This is a genomic window from Clostridium sp. FP2 (assembly GCF_011065955.2).
Lineage (GTDB): Bacteria > Bacillota > Clostridia > Clostridiales > Clostridiaceae > Clostridium_AD > Clostridium_AD tagluense.
The window spans coordinates 770833-790215 of record NZ_JAAMNI020000001.1 but is presented as its reverse complement, the minus strand read 5'-3'; the positions used below and the strand labels follow the sequence as shown (position 1 = coordinate 790215).

The following is a 19383-nucleotide window of genomic DNA, read 5'->3' as shown; positions in this document are numbered from 1 at the left end:
CTCCTTTTATATATTTTCCAAAAGGGATCACTTTCAACTTATAGTGATCCCTTTTGGAGTTACAATACTTCCACCTTTTATAATAATTGACCTCTAATTTCACCTAATCAATTCTTAAACCATATAGTTATAATTTGAAATTACAGCCCAAATCATATTCTCAATATCTTTAGGTATTCCTGTATTACTTGAATTAAGATTAACTTCTAAAACCTTATCTTGTAATCTAACTCTTACAATTTTTTTATCGCTATCTATTAATACAAATCCCATGTTTTCGCTATTTTCAAAGTCTGAAACTTTAGCAAATAATGTGAACTTTTCTTTGTATGGAGCACTATCATAAGGACAGAACATTTCACAGTTTCCACACTCATTACACATTTTATCAACGTGAATTATCTGATGCATACTATTTCCTTTTACTTTTATAGCAATATTGGCACGGTTAGGACATACATCAACACATGCTTCACATACTGTTGAACATTGAAGACATCTTTCACATTCTGCTTTACCACTCAGGGACATTTTCAGTATACCTTTTTTAGCTATTATAGCTTCAATATTTTTGTTTGCCTCCGGCAATCTCATTGTAAAATCATGGTTTTTTTCTTGTTTAACTACAGCTCTTGCAACTTTTGTTGCATCTGCTATTCCTTCTACTACAGTAGCAGGTCCGTGTAGCCCATCTCCTGCCACATATACCCCTTTAATATTTGTTTCTAATGTTATAACGTCTACAATAGCTTGCTCTTTTTCATTTACATTAATATTATTTTCTTTAAATATTACAGCATCTACCTTCTCACCAACTGCTGATATAACAATATCTGCTTGTATATCTATCATCTTGCCACTTGCAACTGGTCTTCTTCTACCACTTTCATCTGGTTCTGCTAGTTCCATAATCTCACAACTGAGAACACCTTTTGTAATTTTAACTGGTGCTAGTAATTCCTTGAATTCTACTCCCTCTTTAATTGCTAGCTGCAATTCTTCCATATCCGCAGGCATGTATTTTTTAGTTCTACGATAAACTAAATATACATTTTCTACTCCTTCTGCTCTTTTAGCTGCTCTAGCTGCGTCCATAGCAGTGTTACCACCACCTACTACAACCACATTTTTTCCAAGGTTTAATGTACTATCTTTACTTCTTAATCTCTCTAAAAATTGTAGTACATTAATTACATTTTCACCTTCAATGTTTAACTTACCTGGTTTCCACGCACCAATAGCAAATAAGACATATTTATATCCAAGTTTTTTCAAATTCTCTACAGAATTCTGCTCTGAATTTAACTCAACTTTAACTCCCAGGCTACAAACAAGATCGATGTCCTTTTGCACAGTCTCATGTGGCAGTCTAAATTCCGGAACAATATGTTTCACTATTCCGCCTAAAGCATTTCTTTTCTCGAAGATAGTTACATCCATTCCTTCTCTTGCAAGGAAATATGCTGCTGCAAGACCTGTAGTTCCTCCACCGACTATGGCTACTCGTCCACCACTCTTTTCTGTTTTCACAAGTTCATTTAATAAATCCTCATATGCATTTTCTGCTGCTTGTAATTTTATATTTCTTATATTAACGGACTCATCGCAGAAATTTCTAGTGCATTTGCCCATACATGCATGGCTACATATTGTTCCCGTAATAAATGGGAGTGGGTTTTTTTCTACTATAACCCTTAGTGCTTCAAGATATTTACCTTGATCTACAAAATTTATATATTCTGGAATATCTTGAGATATAGGACATCCCTCTTCACATGCTGAAATAAAACAATCAGCTAGTGATACTTTTTTATTTATTTTGCCAGTATAATTTGGTTTTATAGGTTTTATATGATGAATATCTTTTACTGATTCATCTTTTAACTCATTTAATTTTTCGTTATTCATAACATATTTATTTGCATATTCTAACTTACTTAATTTTTCAGCAATTTGAACACATCTTTGATATCCGCCAACCTTTAACATTGTTGTTGCTATAGTTATAGGCCATATTCCAGTTTCAAATATACTATTTATATTAAAAAAGTCTGCTCCACCTGAATAAGATATTTTTAATTTCCCATCAAATTCATTTGATAGCCTAGATGCCATCGCTATGGAAAGAGGATATAGAGATTTTCCTGACATATACATCTCATCGCCTGGTAATTCTGCATTTTTAATAAGCGCTGGAAAAGTATTAGTTAATTTAACACCAAAGGACAATCCCTTTTGGCTTGCTAAATCTTGCAGTTTTCTAAACATAACAATAGCATCATCAAATTGTAAGTCCTCCTGGAAATGATGCTCATCAAATGAAACATAATCAAATCCAATACTATCTAAGGTTTTACGTACAAATTCATATCCTAATAATGTAGGGTTACATTTTACATAAGTGTTTAGTCCTTTTTCATTTAATAGATATGTTGCAATATGTTCAATTTCTTTTGATGGACATCCATGTAATGTTGATAATGTTATTGACCTACATACCTTAGGTGATATACTTTCAACATACTCTTTATCTATATTTTTAAATTTTTCTATATTGTCTAATACATACTGCGTGCATTCTCTCCAGATATTACTCTTAGATGCATCCTTTAGTCCCATAATAAATTCATCTATTTTAGGTGAAGAAATTCCTTCAAAATCATATCCTACACTCATATTAAAAATAAAGCCATCTGTACTTCCTAGTTCTAACTCTTTTGATAATATTTTTAGTGCAAACCAGGCTTTAACGTATTCAGCATATGCTTCTTGAACTCTAAGTTCTGTTGACCATTCTACGTTATAGCACTCATCTTCTGCTTTTATGCATGGTTTTGACACAGGTAAATCTTCACCATCAAGAGTCTGTACTGTTTTTAATTCGAAGAATCTGCATCCAGAAACGTAAGCTGCAATTATGTTTTGTGCTAATTGTGTATGTGGACCAGCTGCTGGACCAAAAGGAGTTTCAATTTTTTCTCCGAATATTTCAAGCACCTTGTCATCCTGCTTTTTAAAAAATTTATTCACTCCAAATATCTTACCGTACTTCTTATTCTCCTCAATAATCCACTCCATTAGTTCTTTAAATGGAATAGGCGTCATTCTATCACCCATAATTAATTCCCCCTAGTTTTTATTTATTTTTAACTATTTATTTTAGTCCATAATTTATTTGATACTTCTCTTGATTTGGCCATAATTTTCTCGGAATCAACAACCATAATTTTACGGTCCTTCATAAGAACTTTACCATTTATCATTGTAGTTGTTACGCATCTTCCATTAATTCCAAATAAGATATGAGAGTTTGCATTATCCGCATTTAATGGTGTTAGTGGATCATATTCTGCTACTATAATGTCAGCATAGGCTCCTTTTTTTATAACTCCAAGAGGTTTTTCAAAAAATCTATTGGCAATTTTTGCATTGTTATCAAAAATCATTAGTGGTACTTCTCCCCATGCCACAGTCGGATCACAGTTATGGTGCTTGTGCAAAATATTCGCAACCTTCATAGATTCAAACATGTCGCTTGTGTATCCATCAGTTCCAAGCCCTACAATCAATCCTTTTCGTGCAAACTCTAGCACAGGTGTGCATCCAACAGCATTACCCATATTAGATTCTGGATTATGTACTACCATTGTATCTGTTTCCTTTAGTAAATCGATTTCAGCAGGGTTAATATGTATACAGTGAACAGCAATAGTTTTACTACCCAAAATATCAAGGTCAAATAAATGGTTCACTAATCTTTTATTGTATTTTTTTAATGAATCGTATACATCATCTATACCTTCTGCTGTATGCACATGGTATCCAGCATCATAAGGCATATTTTGCGCACAATATTCTAGAGTCTTGTTACTTAACGTAAATGATGCATGAAGTCCCATCATACCCTTTTGCATATCAGAAGAATCCTTTTTAGCTGCCTTCATAAATTCAACATTTTCACTAACAGCTTGTCTCATTTTTTCTTGTCCATCTCTATCAGAAACTTCATAACATAGAGATGTACGAATGCCAAGCTCTTTAGCTACATCCGATATTTGAAATAGACTTCCGGAAATGCTACCGTAACTTGCATGATGGTCAAAAACAGTTGTAACACCATTTCTTATACAATCTATATAAGTTGAATAGGCACTATATTTTGTATCTTCTAAGGTTAACAATCTATCTATTTTCCACCACATTCCGGAAAGTATGTCTCCAAAACTTTTAGGGTTATAACCATTAATAGAAAGTCCCCTTGCAAATGCACTATATATATGATGATGAGTATTAATCATTCCTGGCATAATTAAACCATTTTTAGCATCTACAAACTCAGCACCCTCATACTTTTTCTTCATTTGCTGCGTGCTTCCCAGATCAACAATAATATTAGCATCAATACATACACAGCCATCCTCAATAAATGTATTATCAGCATCTCTCGTCAATAACTTACCATTACCTATTAATATCATAATACTCCTCCTAAAATATATTTATAATTCTAAAACAATACATGATCAATTAATTGATTATTCTTATTAATTCTTTAAATCCATTCTATCACCGTTTTCCTATTTTAGTCAATTTGTTTTAAAAAATATTTTTGTAAATAAAAAATATTTTTGCAAAAATTGTTGATTTTAGAAATAAATATTGATATACTGAATTTATAAAATATTTATAAGATTCTTTTAACTCTAGATTTTTTATCTAAACAGAGGAATTTTTTAAAAAATTATACAGCCCAATTTCATTTATAACTAAAGAATAAAACATATAGGCTATATAATATAACACTATAAAATTATGTTCATATTAAAATGAATTTAATTAACGACAACGTAGCTTAATAACTTAGGAGGTTCTATTATGAACAAAATAAAGTGGGTATCAAATAAACTACCCAAAACCGATAATAATATGCTAAATATAATGTCCCCTGAAAAAATTGCTAAGGCAGCTTCCTTTCATAAAAGTTTTCCAGAGTACACTAAAACACCTTTAGCTAAACTAGATAATATGGCTAATTTCCTTGGTCTTAAAAATCTGTATATAAAAGATGAATCTTTCAGATTCGGATTAAATGCCTTTAAAGTCTTAGGTGGTTCATTTGCTATAGGTTGTTACATATCAAAAAAATTAGGTAAAGATATATCGCAGCTTCCTTACAATACTATTACATCAAAAGAAGTCCTTAAAAACTTCGGACAAACAACCTTCTTCACAGCAACTGATGGAAATCACGGAAGAGGTCTTGCCTGGGCAGCTAATAGATTAAACCAAAAATGTGTTGTCTTTATGCCAAAAGGTTCATCCGAAATTAGACTTAAAAACATTCAAAAAGAAAATGCTATAGCTACAATAGAAGAAGTAAATTACGATGAATGTGTTCGTATTGCAATGGCTGAATCCGCAAAAGTTCCTGGTTCTGTAGTTATTCAAGATACGGCTTGGGAAGGTTACGAAGAAATCCCTACTTGGATTATGCAAGGTTATGGAACAATGGCAATGGAAGCGAACGAGCAATTGCATGATAATAATTGTGATGCACCAACTCATATTTTTATACAAGCCGGAGTGGGTTCTCTTGCTGGTGCAGTTCAAGGATATTTTGCAAACGTTTATCCAAATAATCCACCAATAGTTACTGTGGTAGAGCCAAATAAAGCAGATTGTATATTCCGTTCAGCCACAGCTAAAGATGGTGATATAAGAATTGTTACTGATGATATGCAAACAATTATGGCAGGACTTGCCTGTGGTGAACCAAATACAATAGCATGGGACATTTTGAAAAATAATAGTTCATTCTTTGTATCTTGCCCAGATAATATTTCTGCTAAAGGTATGAGAACATACGCTGTACCTCTTAAGGGAGATCCTAAAGTTATTTCTGGTGAATCTGGTGCTGTAACAATGGGTGTTCTTTTTGAAATAATGAAAAATGATGAGCTAAAAGATTTAAAAGAAGCTCTGAAGCTTGATGAAAATTCAAAAGTTCTATTGTTTTCAACAGAAGGAAATACTGACCCGGATTTTTTCCGTGAAATCGTTTGGAATGGTGATTATTCATCATTATAATATATTAATATTAGGTAAAAATTTATACTAATTATAGGAGGAATGTATTATGGATTTTAACGCTATTAAAGAAAAATCAGAGGGTTATAAAGCACAAATGACAAAATTTTTACGTGACTTAATTGCTATCCCTGGCGAAAGCTGTGGAGAAAAAGGTGTTGTTAAAAGAATAGAGCAAGAAATGATTTCTCTTGGTTTTGACAAAGTAGAAATTGATCCACAGGGAAATATTTTAGGTTATGTTGGAACAGGTAAAACTCTTATAGCTTTTGATGCTCATATTGACACTGTTGGTCTTGGAGAGCTCTCTAACTGGACTTTTGATCCTTATATAGGTTTTGAAACTGAGGAAGAAATTGGTGGACGTGGTACGTCTGACCAACTTGGTGGTATCGTATCAGCTGTATACGGCGCTAAGATAATGAAAGATCTTGACATGTTAAGCGAAGACTACACAGCTCTCATAGTTGGATCAGTACAGGAAGAGGACTGTGATGGAAACTGTTGGCTGCACATCATAGAACAGGATAAAATCAAACCTGAATTTGTTGTAAGCACAGAGCCAACTGATAGCGGTATCTACAGAGGACATAGAGGACGTATGGAAATCCGTGTTGATGTTAAGGGTGTTTCATGCCACGGTTCAGCTCCAGAAAGAGGAGACAACGCAATCTACAAAATGGCTGAAATATTAATGGATATCAAAAACCTTAACACAAATGATGCTGCTGATTCTACAGAAATCAAAGGTCTCGTAAAAATGTTAGATAAAAAATATAACCCTAAATTCGAAGAAGCTCAATTTTTAGGACGTGGTACTGTAACTACATCAGAAATATTCTTTACTTCTCCAAGCCGTTGCGCTGTAGCTGACTCTTGCGCGGTTTCATTAGATCGTCGTATGACATCTGGAGAAACCTTTGAAAGTTGCTTAGAAGAAATTCGTCAACTTCCAGCTGCTAAAAAATACAATGCTGAAGTTACTATGTATAAATATGACAAAAAAAGCTGGACTGGACTTTCATACCCTCAGGATTGCTACTTCCCTACATGGGTTATTCCTGAAGATCATGCTGTTGTTAAGGCCATGGAAGAATCATACAAAGGGATGTTTGGAACAACAAGAAGCGGTTCTAATAGCACTGATGAAATGAGAAAAGCTCGTCCGCTTACTGATAAATGGACATTCTCAACAAATGGTGTCGCTATAATGGGTCGTCATGGAATACCATGCATAGGATTCGGACCTGGTGCAGAATCTCAGGCACATGCTCCAAATGAAGTAACTTGGAAAGCAGACCTGGTTAAATGTGCTGCTGTATATGCTGCTCTTCCAACAATTTATTGTAAAAATAAATAATCTTAAATAAAAAGGGGACTATTAAAATGGCTTTAATGGATAAATATGTAACGAAACTTAACTCTCTAGATTTTAAAAAAATGTATAATAATGATTTTCTACTTACATGGGAAAAGACAAACGATGAATTAGAAGCAGTTTTCACTGTTGCAGAAGCTCTTAAAGAATTAAGAATAAATAATATATCATCAAAGATTTTTGATAGCGGTCTTGGAATTTCACTATTCCGTGACAATTCAACTCGTACAAGATTTAGCTTTGCTTCTGCTTGTAACCTCCTAGGTCTTGAAGTTCAAGATCTTGACGAAGGAAAATCTCAAATCGCACATGGTGAAACAGTAAGAGAAACTTCTAACATGATTTCTTTCATGGCAGATGTTATAGGTATCCGTGACGATATGTATATCGGAAAAGGCAATACTTATATGCGAGACGTATCTAAATATGTACAAGAAGGTAACGCAGAAGGCACCTTAGAACAACGTCCAACTCTTGTTAGCTTACAATGTGATATAGATCACCCTACTCAATGTATGGCTGATGCTCTTCATCTTATTAATGAATTTGGTGGAATCGAAAATTTAAAAGGTAAAAAAATCGCTATGTCCTGGGCATATTCTCCATCATATGGTAAACCACTCTCAGTTCCTCAAGGAATAATAGGACTTTTAACTCGTTTTGGTATGGATGTTGTTCTTGCACACCCTGAAGGTTACGAAGTTATGAGTGAGGTAGAAGAAATTGCAATGAAAAATGCTAAAGAATCTGGTGGTTCATTTACAAAAACAAATTCTATGGAAGAAGCATTCAAAGATGCTGACATAGTTTATCCTAAGAGCTGGGCTCCATTTATTGCTATGGAAAAGCGTACAGATTTATATGCAAAAGGTGATAATGCTGGTATAAATTCACTTGAAAAAGAGCTACTTGCACAAAATGCTACACATAAAGATTGGCAGTGTACTGAAGAGCTTATGAAAACAACAAAAGATGGAAAAGCGCTTTATCTTCACTGTCTACCAGCTGATATCTCAGGACTTAGCTGCGAAGTTGGAGAAGTTGATGCTTCTGTATTTGATCGTTACCGTAAACCACTTTACAAAGAAGCTAGTTATAAACCTTATGCAATCGCTTCCATGATCTTTTTAAGTAAAATTAAAAATCCACAGGGAGTTTTATCTATGCTTGAGAAAAACAATAAAAGCCGTAAAATAAAATAATAGTTTAAATCACTTTTATAATGAAAGGCTAGAGTGGATTATAAATTCTACCTAGCCTTTTACTGTATAAAAATAGTTTTAGGAGGATGATATTATGAAGAAAAAAATAGTAATTGCATTAGGTGGTAATGCTCTTGGAAACAATTTAGAGGAGCAAATGGTGGCTGTAAAATCTACTGCTATAGCTATAGTCGATCTTATAGAAGCTGGAAATGAAGTTGTTATATCCCACGGAAACGGGCCTCAGGTTGGTATGATTAATATTGCTATGAGTGAATTACATAAAAATAATCCTAAATATTCACTATGCCCTATGTCAGTATGTGTTGCAATGAGCCAAGCTTATATTGGTTACGATTTGCAAAATGCGCTTAGAGAAGAACTTCTGAGCCGTAATATAACCAAAAGTGTTTCAACAATAATAACACAAGTTGAAGTAAACCCAAAGGACAAAGCCTTTGAAAATCCAACAAAACCTATTGGAAGTTTCATGACAAAAGAAGAAGCTGATATTTCCGTGAAAAGTGGTAAAGTGGTTATTGAAGACGCAGGCCGCGGATATAGAGAAGTTGTTGCTTCGCCAAAACCAGTAGGTATTATAGAAATTGAAACAATAAAATCATTAGTTGAAATGGGACAAGTTGTTATCGCCTGTGGCGGTGGTGGTATACCTGTTATAAAAGAAGGTAATCATCTAAAAGGCGTAAACGCTGTCATAGATAAAGATTTTGCTAGTTGTACTCTTGCAAAAGAACTCCATGCAGATTGTCTTATTATTTTAACAGCCGTAGAGAAAGTTGCTATAAACTTTGGAAAACCAAATGAAAAATGGCTCCATAATATTACAACTTCTGAAATTAAACAGTATGCAAAAGAAGGACACTTTGCACCTGGTTCAATGCTGCCTAAAGTAGAAGCTGCAATTGATTTTGCCTCATCAAAAGAGGGAAGATACTCACTTATAACACTACTTGAAAAGGCTAAAGATGGTATAGCAGGCAAAACAGGTACTATTATAAAATAATTCAAATTAAATCCTGAGGGGGAGTTTTTATGAGTTCTAATCAAAAGTCTTTATTATTCCAATTTGAGGGCAAGCCAACACTCAAAGAAATTATACCACTCGGCATGCAGCACGTTGTTGCTATGATTGTTGGGTGTGTTACACCTGCTCTCATAATTGCTGGAGTTGCAAACCTTACTGCTGCTGATAAGATTTTACTTGTACAGTCCTCACTGTTTTTTGCTGGTATAGCAACTTTAATTCAAATATTCCCACTGGGTAAGCATATAGGTTCCAGGTTACCTGTAATTATGGGAGTAAGTTTTGCATACGTTCCAACCCTGGCTGCTATTACCGGTGAATTTAATATTGCTACGGTTTTTGGAGCCCAAATAGTAGGTGGTTTAGTTTCTATAATTTTCGGAATATTCCTTAAAAAGCTTATAAAATTCTTTCCACCACTTGTTACTGGTACAGTTATATTCTCCATAGGATTATCCCTGTATTCAGTTGCTATTAAATATATAGCTGGCGGCGTTGGCTCTCCAACTTTTGGTTCTCCTAAAAACTGGGCCGTTGCTCTAATAACACTTGCTGTTGTAATGTTTTTAAATTTCTTTACTAAGGGAACTCTCAAACTAGCATCTATTTTAATAGGTATGGTGGTAGGATATATTATTTCTATATTTCTTGGAATGGTATCTTTTGATGCGGTGACTTCAGCAGGACTTTTTCAAGCTCCAACCCCACTACACTTTGGCATAAGTTTTAATACTACAGCTATAATATCTATGGCTATAATGTACATTGTGAATTCTGTTCAAGCTATAGGTGATTTATCAGCTACAACCGGTGGTGGTATGGATAGAAGTCCTACTCATAAAGAGCTTTCCGGTGGTATTATTGGAAACGGATTTTCGAGTATAGTTGGCGCACTATTTGGTTGTATGCCAACTGCAACATATAGCCAAAATGTTGGTATAGTAATTACAAATAAAGTTATCAATAAATGGGTATTTGCTTTTGCTTCTTTTGTTGTAATTTTATCTGGTCTTATTCCTAAATTTGCTTCACTGCTTACAACTATTCCTCAATGTGTCCTTGGTGGTGCAACCATATCTGTTTTTGCCACAATAACAATGACAGGAGTTAAAATGATTGCTTCAAATGATCTTACAATGAGAAATTCAGCGGTGGTAGGCATTGCAATTGCACTCGGTATAGGTATTGTTGAAGTTCCTAATGCATTTGCTCTATTTCCAATATGGTTTATATCTATATTTGGTAAATCATCCATTGTTGTTACAACATTAGTTGCAATAGCACTGAATCTTATCTTACCTAAAGATAAACCTGAAGATGCTATTATTACTAAAGCTAACTGCCAAACAAAAGGCATGTAAATAAAAAACAATTCGCATTATTAGATAAAGCGAATTGTTTTTTTATTTCTGTTTATTTTATCAGTATAGTTCTTAATTTTTACAATTTTCACAACGGTGCTTTTTAGTTTTTTCTACAGCATTTAATATATTTTCATAACCTGTACAACGACAAAGATTACCGGAAAGTTCTTTTTTAATTTCTTCTGTTGTGTACTCTTTACTGTCCTCAAGAACAGGTATGGATGACATAATAGTCCCACATGTACAGAAACCGCATTGAACAGCAGCTTCATCAATGAACGCTTCTTGAATATCTGATATATTCCCCTCAGCATCCATAAGTCCCTCAACTGTACGAATTTCTTTACCTTCTGCCCAAATTGCAAGGTAAATACAAGAATCAAATGCTTCACCATCAATAAGCACGGTACAAGCTCCGCATTCTCCAACCTCGCAACCTTTCTTAACACTTGTAAGGCCTAGCTGATTTCTTAGAACATCCGTAAGCGACTCTCTATCATCTATCATAATTTGCTTAGCTTCGCCATTTACTGTGCAGTTTAAAATTCCATTAGCCATTTATTATGCCTCCCGATTTTCTTATTGATTCCTTTAAGGCCCGTTTGCTGAGTTCGCATACAAGCTGAAGACGAAAGTCTTTAGATGCACGCCAAGAAGAACGCGGATTAACTTCGCTTTTTGCAACTTCTGCAAAAATATTGAACATTTCATCAGAAATTTTCATTCCCTTTATAGCTTCTTCAGCTTTTGGACATCTCATAGGTATAGGGCCTGCAACACCGAAGGCAAGGTGTACATCTTCAATAGTATCTTTACTCGCACTAAGTTTGCAAGTTACACTACATCCAAGGGTTGCAATATCCATTGCATTACGCATAGCATATTTAATATAATTGCCTGTAAAATTCTCATAATTTTCTTTTGTAATATAGATAGCTGTAAGTAATTCACCATTTTTCAAACTAACTTTTCCTGGCCCTACATAGTACTCTGAAATAGGAATAACTCGAATACCTGTGGGTCCTTCAATTTGAAGCTTAGCATTTAGCGCAAATAACGTGGATGCACTATCAGCACTTGTAACTCCATTTGAAATATTTCCTCCAATTGTTCCAATGTTTCTTAATTGTGGTCCTCCTATATCATTAACAGCTTCCCCAAGTACCGGAATATATTTTTGAATAATCTCATTTTTTGTTATATTAGAAAAACTTGTAATAGCGCCTATCTTTATACTGCCATCTTCAGCAAGTGTTATTCCTTTTAGTTCCTCCAGACCATAAATACTAACAAGGGAGCACCCTGCAAGCTTGCCATGACGAATGCTGATAAGTACATCACTTCCGCCTGCAATAATTATGGATTTAGGATCAGCTGCAAGATGGTTTATTGCATCTTTAACTGACGTTGCTTGATATATTTTTTCTATATCATACATTATTATTTCACCCCCACCTTTATATTAAATTTTCCTTTTTAAATTTTTCTACTAGTCTTTGTGGCGTTAAAGGAGCAATATTAAAATTAACTCCTGTGGCATTAAGTACAGCATTTCTAATTGCAGGTGCAACTGGAATTGCAGGAGGTTCTCCTAGCGCCTTGTTGCCAAAAGGTCCTGACACATCGTAGGTTTCCACAAACTGTGCCTCCAAATGTGGTGTATCCATAGTAGTTGGAAGTTTGTAGTCAAGTAGATTATCATTGAGCATTCTACCTGTCGCATCATCAAATAAAAGTTGCTCTGTTAAACCATAACCCAAACTCATGCTCATGCCACCATGTACCTGCGCTGCAGCAAGTGCAGGATTAAGAATCGTGCCACTATCATGAACATTAATAACCTTAATAACTTTAATCTTCCCCACAGGGATATCAACTTCAACTTCAGCAAAACATACTCCAAATGCAAATGTATTTGATTTGCATTGGTTTGTTACCTCTGATGTAATGTGAACCGATTTTTCTGTATTATAAAGTGCATGCATAGAAACGTCTTTAAGTGAAGCTAAAACTTCACCAGTTTCTTTTTTTATGATATTATTATCTTTAAGTTCAAGGTTCCCAGCAGGAAGTCTTAACATAAAATTTGCATGTTCTATTATTTTTTCTTTAAGTTCCATAGCAGCTTTTTTAGCTGCCATACCTGATACGTAAGATTGTCTAGATGCATAAGCTCCTGTATCAAAGGGTGTAATATCAGTATCTTGAGTTGATATAGTGTGTACGTTTTCAATAGGAATGTCAAGAACTTCTGATACCATTTGTGCAAATACCGTGTCTGCTCCTTGCCCTATCTCTGTGGCACCCATTTGAACTTGAACAGATCCATCTTGATTAAGTACAATCCTACAAGCTGCTGTTTCCAGTGATATTGGAAAAACACCTACTGCATAACTAAATATTGCCATACCAACACCTCGCCTTACAGTCCCTGTCTGATTTTTGTACTCTATAAGTTTATTATCCCAATCAATGTATTTTCTACCTTTCTCAATACATTCTGCTAGACCATTACTATTACATTTAACCTGATTATCAATAAATCCTAATTTCATAGCATTAAGTTTCCTCATTTCAATCTTGTCTAAACCCAGTTTACTTGCTATATCATCAACATGAGATTCAAGGGCAAAAGTGATTTGTGGTATACCATAACCACGCATGGCACCAGATGCAGGCATATTTGTATAGACTGAGTACATATCACCTTTAGTTGCAACTTCATCTTTATATATCTGTTTAAATGCATGACCTGATTTATTTGTCACACTATGGCCATGAGATGCATAAGCACCTTTGTTACCATACATTTCTAACTTTCTTGCAACAAAACGTCCATTTGCTCGTACATAACTTTTTATTTTAATTTTCATAGCAGTACGCAGACGAGTATTAACAAAATCTTCTTCTCTCGAAATATCAAGTTTAACACATCTTCCACCAATAACCTTACATAAATAAGCATTAAGTGGTTCATAAAGAACTTCTTGTTTATTCCCAAATCCTCCGCCTATATATGGTTTAATAACTCTTATTTTACCCCAATCTATACCAAGAGCTTGCCCAATTACACGTCTTGCAATATGAGGAATCTGAGTTGATGATACCACAACCAATCTTTTTCCTTCTGCATAGGCATAAGAAATTGGATTTTCAATATGGCAATGTTTAACCGGAGAAAGTTCATATTCTCCTTCAAAAACAATAAGTCCCTCTTCTTTTATAGCATTTTCATAATTACCGATTTCATAACTTGTATGTGCAAGAATGTTACCCGGATACTCCTCATGAATTTTATTTGCTCCTTGCTTCAGTGCAGCTTCAATAGACAATATAGGTTCATATTCCTCATATTCAACTTTTATAAGATTAATTGCTCTTGTTGCAGTTACACTATCTGTAGCCACTACAGCTGCTATGTCATCACCATAATATCTAACTATTTTATTTAGTAATTTCCTGTCTGCAATATCCATATGGGCAGGGTCTAGTGAATATGGATGCCCTGCTGTTGGATATTGAATATCAGGAACATCAAAGCAAGTTACAATTTTCACGACTCCCTTAAGTTTCATAGCCTCCGAAATATCAATGACTTTAACAACTCCACTTGCAATGGTACTATGAAGAATTTTAGCAACAAGTGCATTATTTAATTTAAAATCATCTGTAAATTGTGCACGCCCAGTTACTTTATCAAAAGCATCAACCCTATTAATACTTTTCCCTATACTCATTTCATTCCTCCCTGTATAAATTTTTTTGCCACAGCATAGCTTCCTATATACATATTTATACTTTCAAATAAATTTTCATTATCATCACATGTTACAATATATTTGATATATTTCAATAATATTATTTTTTTTATAATTATCTCCTAACTAATCTTCTAATAATACTAGATATAGTATTATTAATTTAGTACTTAAATATAAATTTAGTATATCATTACAAAAAAGTAAGTCAATAATATTTTGCAATTTTTTTTTATTTCTACAATTTTTTTAAAACTAGATTTACCTAATATCATAAGGCTAGAAAGTTAATGTAAAAATTTTAAATCTTATATCTGCTTATAAACTGGTAAGCTCAAATTTTATTACATCAAACAAGCCTTTATCAGTAATTTTAAGTTTTGGAATAACTGGCAATGCCATAAATGCTAAGGTCATAAAAGCATTTACATTCTCATTAATGCCCAATTCCTCCATAGCAATTTTATTAAGTTCTTCATGGCCTTTTGATACAGTCTCTAAATCACTACTAGACATAATGCCTCCAATATCTAAAGGCAAGCATCCTTTTACCTCTCCATTTTTAACAATTACCAGGCCTCCGCCAATTTCTATTATCTTTTCGACAGCTATTTTAACATTCATTGGACTATCACCTATAACAACTAAGTTATGTGAATCATGTGCTATAGTGGAGGCAATGGCTCCATTTTTCAGACCATATCCTTCAATTAAACCTTTACCAATATTGCCTGTTCCACTATGCCTTTCAAATACATAAATAGGTAAAATATCAACCGCTTCATTATATATATAATATCCATTTCCATCTACGTTCACCGCTCTTGTTACATTTTCTGTAAAAAGACTATGATCCATAATTTTAATTACTTTTGCAGAGTTCGACGATAATTTTATTTTTAAATCCTCCACCGCAAAATCTTTTATATTAACACTGTTAGATACAATTTCCAAAAGTTTTTTATCTTCCTCTATAGACTTATACCAATCATCCACTATGTGTTTACCTTTTTTAAAAGTTTTTAACACATTAAAATCCGTTAAATTATCAACTATTATAAAATCTGCTATATAGCCAGGGGCAATAGCACCAAGATTTTTAAGACCATAACATTCTGCTGAATTTAATGTACCCATTCTAATGGCAGTTATAGGACTAACCCCCGCTCTTATAGCGAGTCTAATGTTATTGTCTATATGCCCTTCTTTTAAAATATCCTTAGGATGCCTGTCGTCCGTACAAAATGTAAATCTACGTTCATTAAACGGATTTACAGCACCAACTAAATCTAATAGATTCTTTGCCGCTGAGCCCTCTCTTATTGCAATATAAATTCCATTTCTAAGTCTATCTAATACCTCTTTATGGTTCATACATTCATGGTCTGTCTTAACACCGGATAGTGCATAGGCATTTAACTCTTTTTCTTTTATAATAGGCCCATGGCCATCTACTATTTTATGATATTTATCAGTAAGCTGTAGTTTTTTCATGATGCCTTCATCTGTAAACACAACTCCCTGATAATTCATTAGTTCTCCAAGTCCCAATACTCTTTCATGCTGCATAAGTTCTTCCAAATCTTCTGCTTCTAATATTGCACCTGATGTTTCAAATATAGTAGCTGGAACACAAGATGGTAGCATTATATACACATCCAGAGGTAGATTTTCACTAGACTCAATCATGTACTTTATACCCTCAAGACCTTTAACATTAGCTATTTCATGACAATCAGAAATAACAGTGGTAGTTCCCCTTGGTAGTACAGCTCTTGCAAATTGATATGGTGAACCCATAGATGACTCTATATGAACATGGGAATCAATTAAACCCGGAACTATATATTTCCCTTCACCATCAATTATCTCTGCAGCTTCATAATCACCAATACCAATAAATATACCTTGGCTAATGGCTAGCTTACCATATATTATTTCCTGCGAAAAAACATTTACAACATTGCAATTTTCAATGACTAAATCTGCCTTTTTTCTAGCTGTAGCTACCTGTATTAAACTTTTGGTTTTACTTAATTTCATAGCAAAACATTCTCCTTTATGGTGCTTTATTTCATCAGATTATCATTTCAGAAAATAAAAGTCAATAAAGTTTACAGAATATTTCATCATTTTTTTCATAACATTAAAAAAATTTTGTAAATTAAAAATGTTTTTCACAAATTATATTGATTTTAAAAATAAACATTGATATACTTATTCCATGTAATATTTGTAAGTTTCTTTATTTTCACACTTTATAATATGAATTGCGAGGTTTTTGTATGGATAATGATTGTAATTTAGATTTTTTAAAAAGATTAGCAAAGGGTATATCATCTGAATTTGGACGAAATTGCGAAGTGGTTATTCATGACCTATCATCTGATCATTTAGATTATCCAATTATATTTATTGAAAATGGTCATGTTACACACAGAGATACAAGCACTAGCACTTCACGTGTTGTTTTAAATGCGTTAAAACATGACGTTAATTCACTGGAAGATAAATTAAACTATATTACCAAAACTCATGATGGTAAGACTCTAAAATCAAGTACCATTTATATACGAGATAGTCAAAATAAACCTACAGGGATATTTTCTATAAATTATGATATTACTGAGCTTACTATAGCTAAAAATTGCTTAGACTCAATGCTTAGCCATAAAGAGGATACTGAAGATGTAAGTAACATTCCTCAAAATGTAAATCAACTATTAGATGACTTATTAGATGAATCGGTAAAAAAAGTAGGTAAACCTGTGGCACTTATGAGTAAAGATGAAAAAATACAAGCTATTCAATTTCTTAATGATGCCGGTGCTTTCTTAATTACAAAAGCTGGCGATAAAACAGCGAACTTTTTTGGTATTTCAAAATACTCAATATACAATTATATAGATATTAAAAATAAACTTTAATATAATTTGAAAATAAGGTGGTTTGAAAATGAATGAATTTATGAAAATAGCTATAGATGAAGCAATGGTAGGAATGGCAAACAATGATGGCGGTCCTTTTGGAGCAGTTATTGTGAGAAATGGTGAAATTATTAGTAGGGCTCATAATGAAGTTATTCATACAAATGACCCTACTGCACATGCTGAGGTTACAGCAATAAGAAGGGCTTCTAACATACTTTCCAGATTTGATTTATCAGATTGCGTAATATACTCTTCCTGTGAACCTTGTCCTATGTGTTTTGCAGCAATTCATTGGGCAAAAATAAAAAAGCTTTATTATGGTTCAACAAGGCACGATGCTGCAGCTATCGATTTTGATGACCAATACATATATGACGTAATCAATGGTACTGCAACGCAGTTACAAGTTGAGGTTATACAGATTGATAGAGAAGAGAGTCTAGAACCTTTTAAAAAATGGAAAGGTAAGATGGACAGAGTTCAATATTAAATAATAAATAAAAAGCACTTCTATTCACTCATCTGAATGGAAGTGCTTTTTTATCTACATTATTTCAATATTTCTTCATTACTTTAATACTTGCGTATTAACACAGGTATCCGGCTTTTCACCCGAAAGCACTTTAATAATATTCCTAGCGGCGATTAATCCCATGTTTGTTCTAGTTTCCATTGTAGCTGACGCAATATGCGGAACAATTACAACATTATACATATCTAAAAGCTCTGGCTCAATTTCTGGCTCATTTTCATATACATCAAGTCCAGCCCCCCAAATTTCACCTTGCTTAAGGGCTTTAACCAATGCTTTTTCATCAATTACTGGTCCTCTAGATGTATTAACAATAACTGAAGTTTTTTTCATCATTGAAAATTCCAGATCGCTAATATAGTGAGTAGTAGAGGGCAAAAGTGGCACATGTAATGAAACAAAGTCCGCTTCCGAAAGCAAGGTTTCTTTATCCACATAAATAGCGCCTAATTCATTTTCTATTTTTGAATTATGCCTAAGGCCGGTGTAAAGTATTTTCATATCAAAAGCCTTAGCTTTCTTTGCAAAGTTAAATCCAATCCGTCCTGCCCCTATAAGTCCTAAGGTTTTACCCGTAATGTCTCGTCCAAGAAACATCATAGGATCCCAAGATTGAAAAGCACCATTTCTTGTAAATTTATCTGCTGCCACTATTCTTCTGGATACCGCCATAAGTAGCGTCCATGCAAGGTCTGCAGTTGCATCATCTAATACTCCAGGAGTGTTTGTAATTATTATTCTTCTTTCAGTAGCTGCTACTATATCAATATTGTTATAGCCCACACCATAGTTAGCAAATATCTTACACTTAGTACCCGCTGCCTCTAGCACCTCACTATCAATATTATCAGTTATAAGACATAAAACTGCATCCATGCCTTTTACCTTTTCTAAAAGTTCTTCTCTTAATAAAACTCTATCTTGCGGATTTATTTCTACATGAAAATGTTCTTCTAAAAGTTCAATAGCCTCATCTGGTATTCTTCTTGTTATGTAGACTTTTTTCTTATCCATTATATCCCAGCCTCCTTGTATTCCTCTTGAATAGAGTTTTATAATTACAAATATCTTTTTTACTGATTCCGAG

14 protein-coding genes are annotated in these 19383 nt (G+C 33.7%); 7 read left to right on the top strand and 7 right to left on the bottom strand.

Going from position 1 to position 19383, the window contains the following annotated elements; translation table 11 throughout:
* Window positions 1-114 precede the first annotated feature (114 nt).
* Entirely contained in the window at window positions 115-3117 is a 3003-nt protein-coding gene (ygfK, locus tag G9F71_RS03770; protein ID WP_164949594.1) for a putative selenate reductase subunit YgfK, read from the bottom strand.
* A gap of 29 nt (window positions 3118-3146) precedes the next feature.
* Window positions 3147-4478 carry a putative aminohydrolase SsnA gene (gene ssnA, locus G9F71_RS03765; RefSeq protein WP_164949593.1) on the bottom strand — a complete coding sequence of 444 codons (1332 nt, stop codon included), beginning with the start codon at window positions 4476-4478 and terminating at the stop codon, window positions 3147-3149.
* Window positions 4479-4872: 394 nt separating this feature from the next.
* Here ssnA and dpaL point away from each other — a divergent pair, with 394 nt between their 5' ends.
* The 5 genes from dpaL (at window position 4873) to G9F71_RS03740 (ending at window position 11073) form a co-directional block, all read left to right on the top strand.
* Window positions 4873-6087 (top strand): diaminopropionate ammonia-lyase, encoded by a 1215-nt coding sequence (dpaL, locus tag G9F71_RS03760; protein ID WP_372481122.1) that lies wholly within the window; start codon window positions 4873-4875, stop codon window positions 6085-6087.
* Window positions 6088-6136: 49 nt separating this feature from the next.
* A complete protein-coding gene (locus G9F71_RS03755) occupies window positions 6137-7447 on the top strand; it encodes a YgeY family selenium metabolism-linked hydrolase (RefSeq protein WP_164949591.1) in 1311 nt (436 codons plus the stop codon).
* Window positions 7448-7473: 26 nt separating this feature from the next.
* Window positions 7474-8667 (top strand): knotted carbamoyltransferase YgeW, encoded by a 1194-nt coding sequence (ygeW, locus tag G9F71_RS03750; protein WP_164949590.1) that lies wholly within the window; start codon window positions 7474-7476, stop codon window positions 8665-8667.
* A 94-nt stretch (window positions 8668-8761) separates the two neighbouring features.
* Complete coding sequence (gene arcC / locus G9F71_RS03745; RefSeq protein WP_164949589.1) at window positions 8762-9691, top strand: carbamate kinase; 930 nt, start codon at window positions 8762-8764, stop codon at window positions 9689-9691.
* 29 nt (window positions 9692-9720) lie between these two features.
* Complete coding sequence (locus G9F71_RS03740) at window positions 9721-11073, top strand: uracil-xanthine permease family protein (protein ID WP_164949588.1); 1353 nt, start codon at window positions 9721-9723, stop codon at window positions 11071-11073.
* A gap of 72 nt (window positions 11074-11145) precedes the next feature.
* Here the strand turns inward: G9F71_RS03740 and xdhC are convergent, their stop codons facing one another.
* From xdhC to ade, 4 genes are all read right to left on the bottom strand, one after another.
* Window positions 11146-11634, bottom strand: a complete 489-nt coding sequence (xdhC, locus tag G9F71_RS03735; protein WP_164944829.1) for a xanthine dehydrogenase subunit XdhC — start codon at window positions 11632-11634, stop codon at window positions 11146-11148.
* Window positions 11627-12514 (bottom strand): xanthine dehydrogenase subunit XdhB, encoded by an 888-nt coding sequence (xdhB, locus tag G9F71_RS03730; protein WP_164949587.1) that lies wholly within the window; start codon window positions 12512-12514, stop codon window positions 11627-11629. Before xdhB ends, xdhC begins: the two co-directional genes overlap by 8 nt.
* A 19-nt stretch (window positions 12515-12533) precedes the next feature.
* Window positions 12534-14813: a xanthine dehydrogenase subunit XdhA gene (gene xdhA / locus G9F71_RS03725; RefSeq protein ID WP_164949586.1), complete on the bottom strand. Its 2280-nt coding sequence runs from the start codon at window positions 14811-14813 to the stop codon at window positions 12534-12536.
* A 339-nt stretch (window positions 14814-15152) separates the two neighbouring features.
* Window positions 15153-16877 (bottom strand): adenine deaminase, encoded by a 1725-nt coding sequence (gene ade, locus G9F71_RS03720; protein WP_164949585.1) that lies wholly within the window; start codon window positions 16875-16877, stop codon window positions 15153-15155.
* Between the two features lie 242 nt (window positions 16878-17119).
* On the opposite strand from ade, the gene G9F71_RS03715 reads away from it, so the two are divergent.
* Both G9F71_RS03715 and G9F71_RS03710 read left to right on the top strand, forming a co-directional pair.
* The gene (locus tag G9F71_RS03715; RefSeq protein ID WP_125000323.1) at window positions 17120-17761 is read left to right on the top strand and encodes a transcriptional regulator; all 642 of its coding nucleotides are present in this window, start codon (window positions 17120-17122) and stop codon (window positions 17759-17761) included.
* A gap of 28 nt (window positions 17762-17789) precedes the next feature.
* A complete protein-coding gene (locus G9F71_RS03710) occupies window positions 17790-18254 on the top strand; it encodes a nucleoside deaminase (RefSeq protein WP_125000320.1) in 465 nt (154 codons plus the stop codon).
* Between the two features lie 78 nt (window positions 18255-18332).
* Here G9F71_RS03710 and G9F71_RS03705 read toward each other — a convergent pair whose 3' ends face one another.
* Window positions 18333-19310 (bottom strand): 2-hydroxyacid dehydrogenase, encoded by a 978-nt coding sequence (locus tag G9F71_RS03705; RefSeq protein WP_164949584.1) that lies wholly within the window; start codon window positions 19308-19310, stop codon window positions 18333-18335.
* Window positions 19311-19383: the final 73 nt, after the last annotated feature.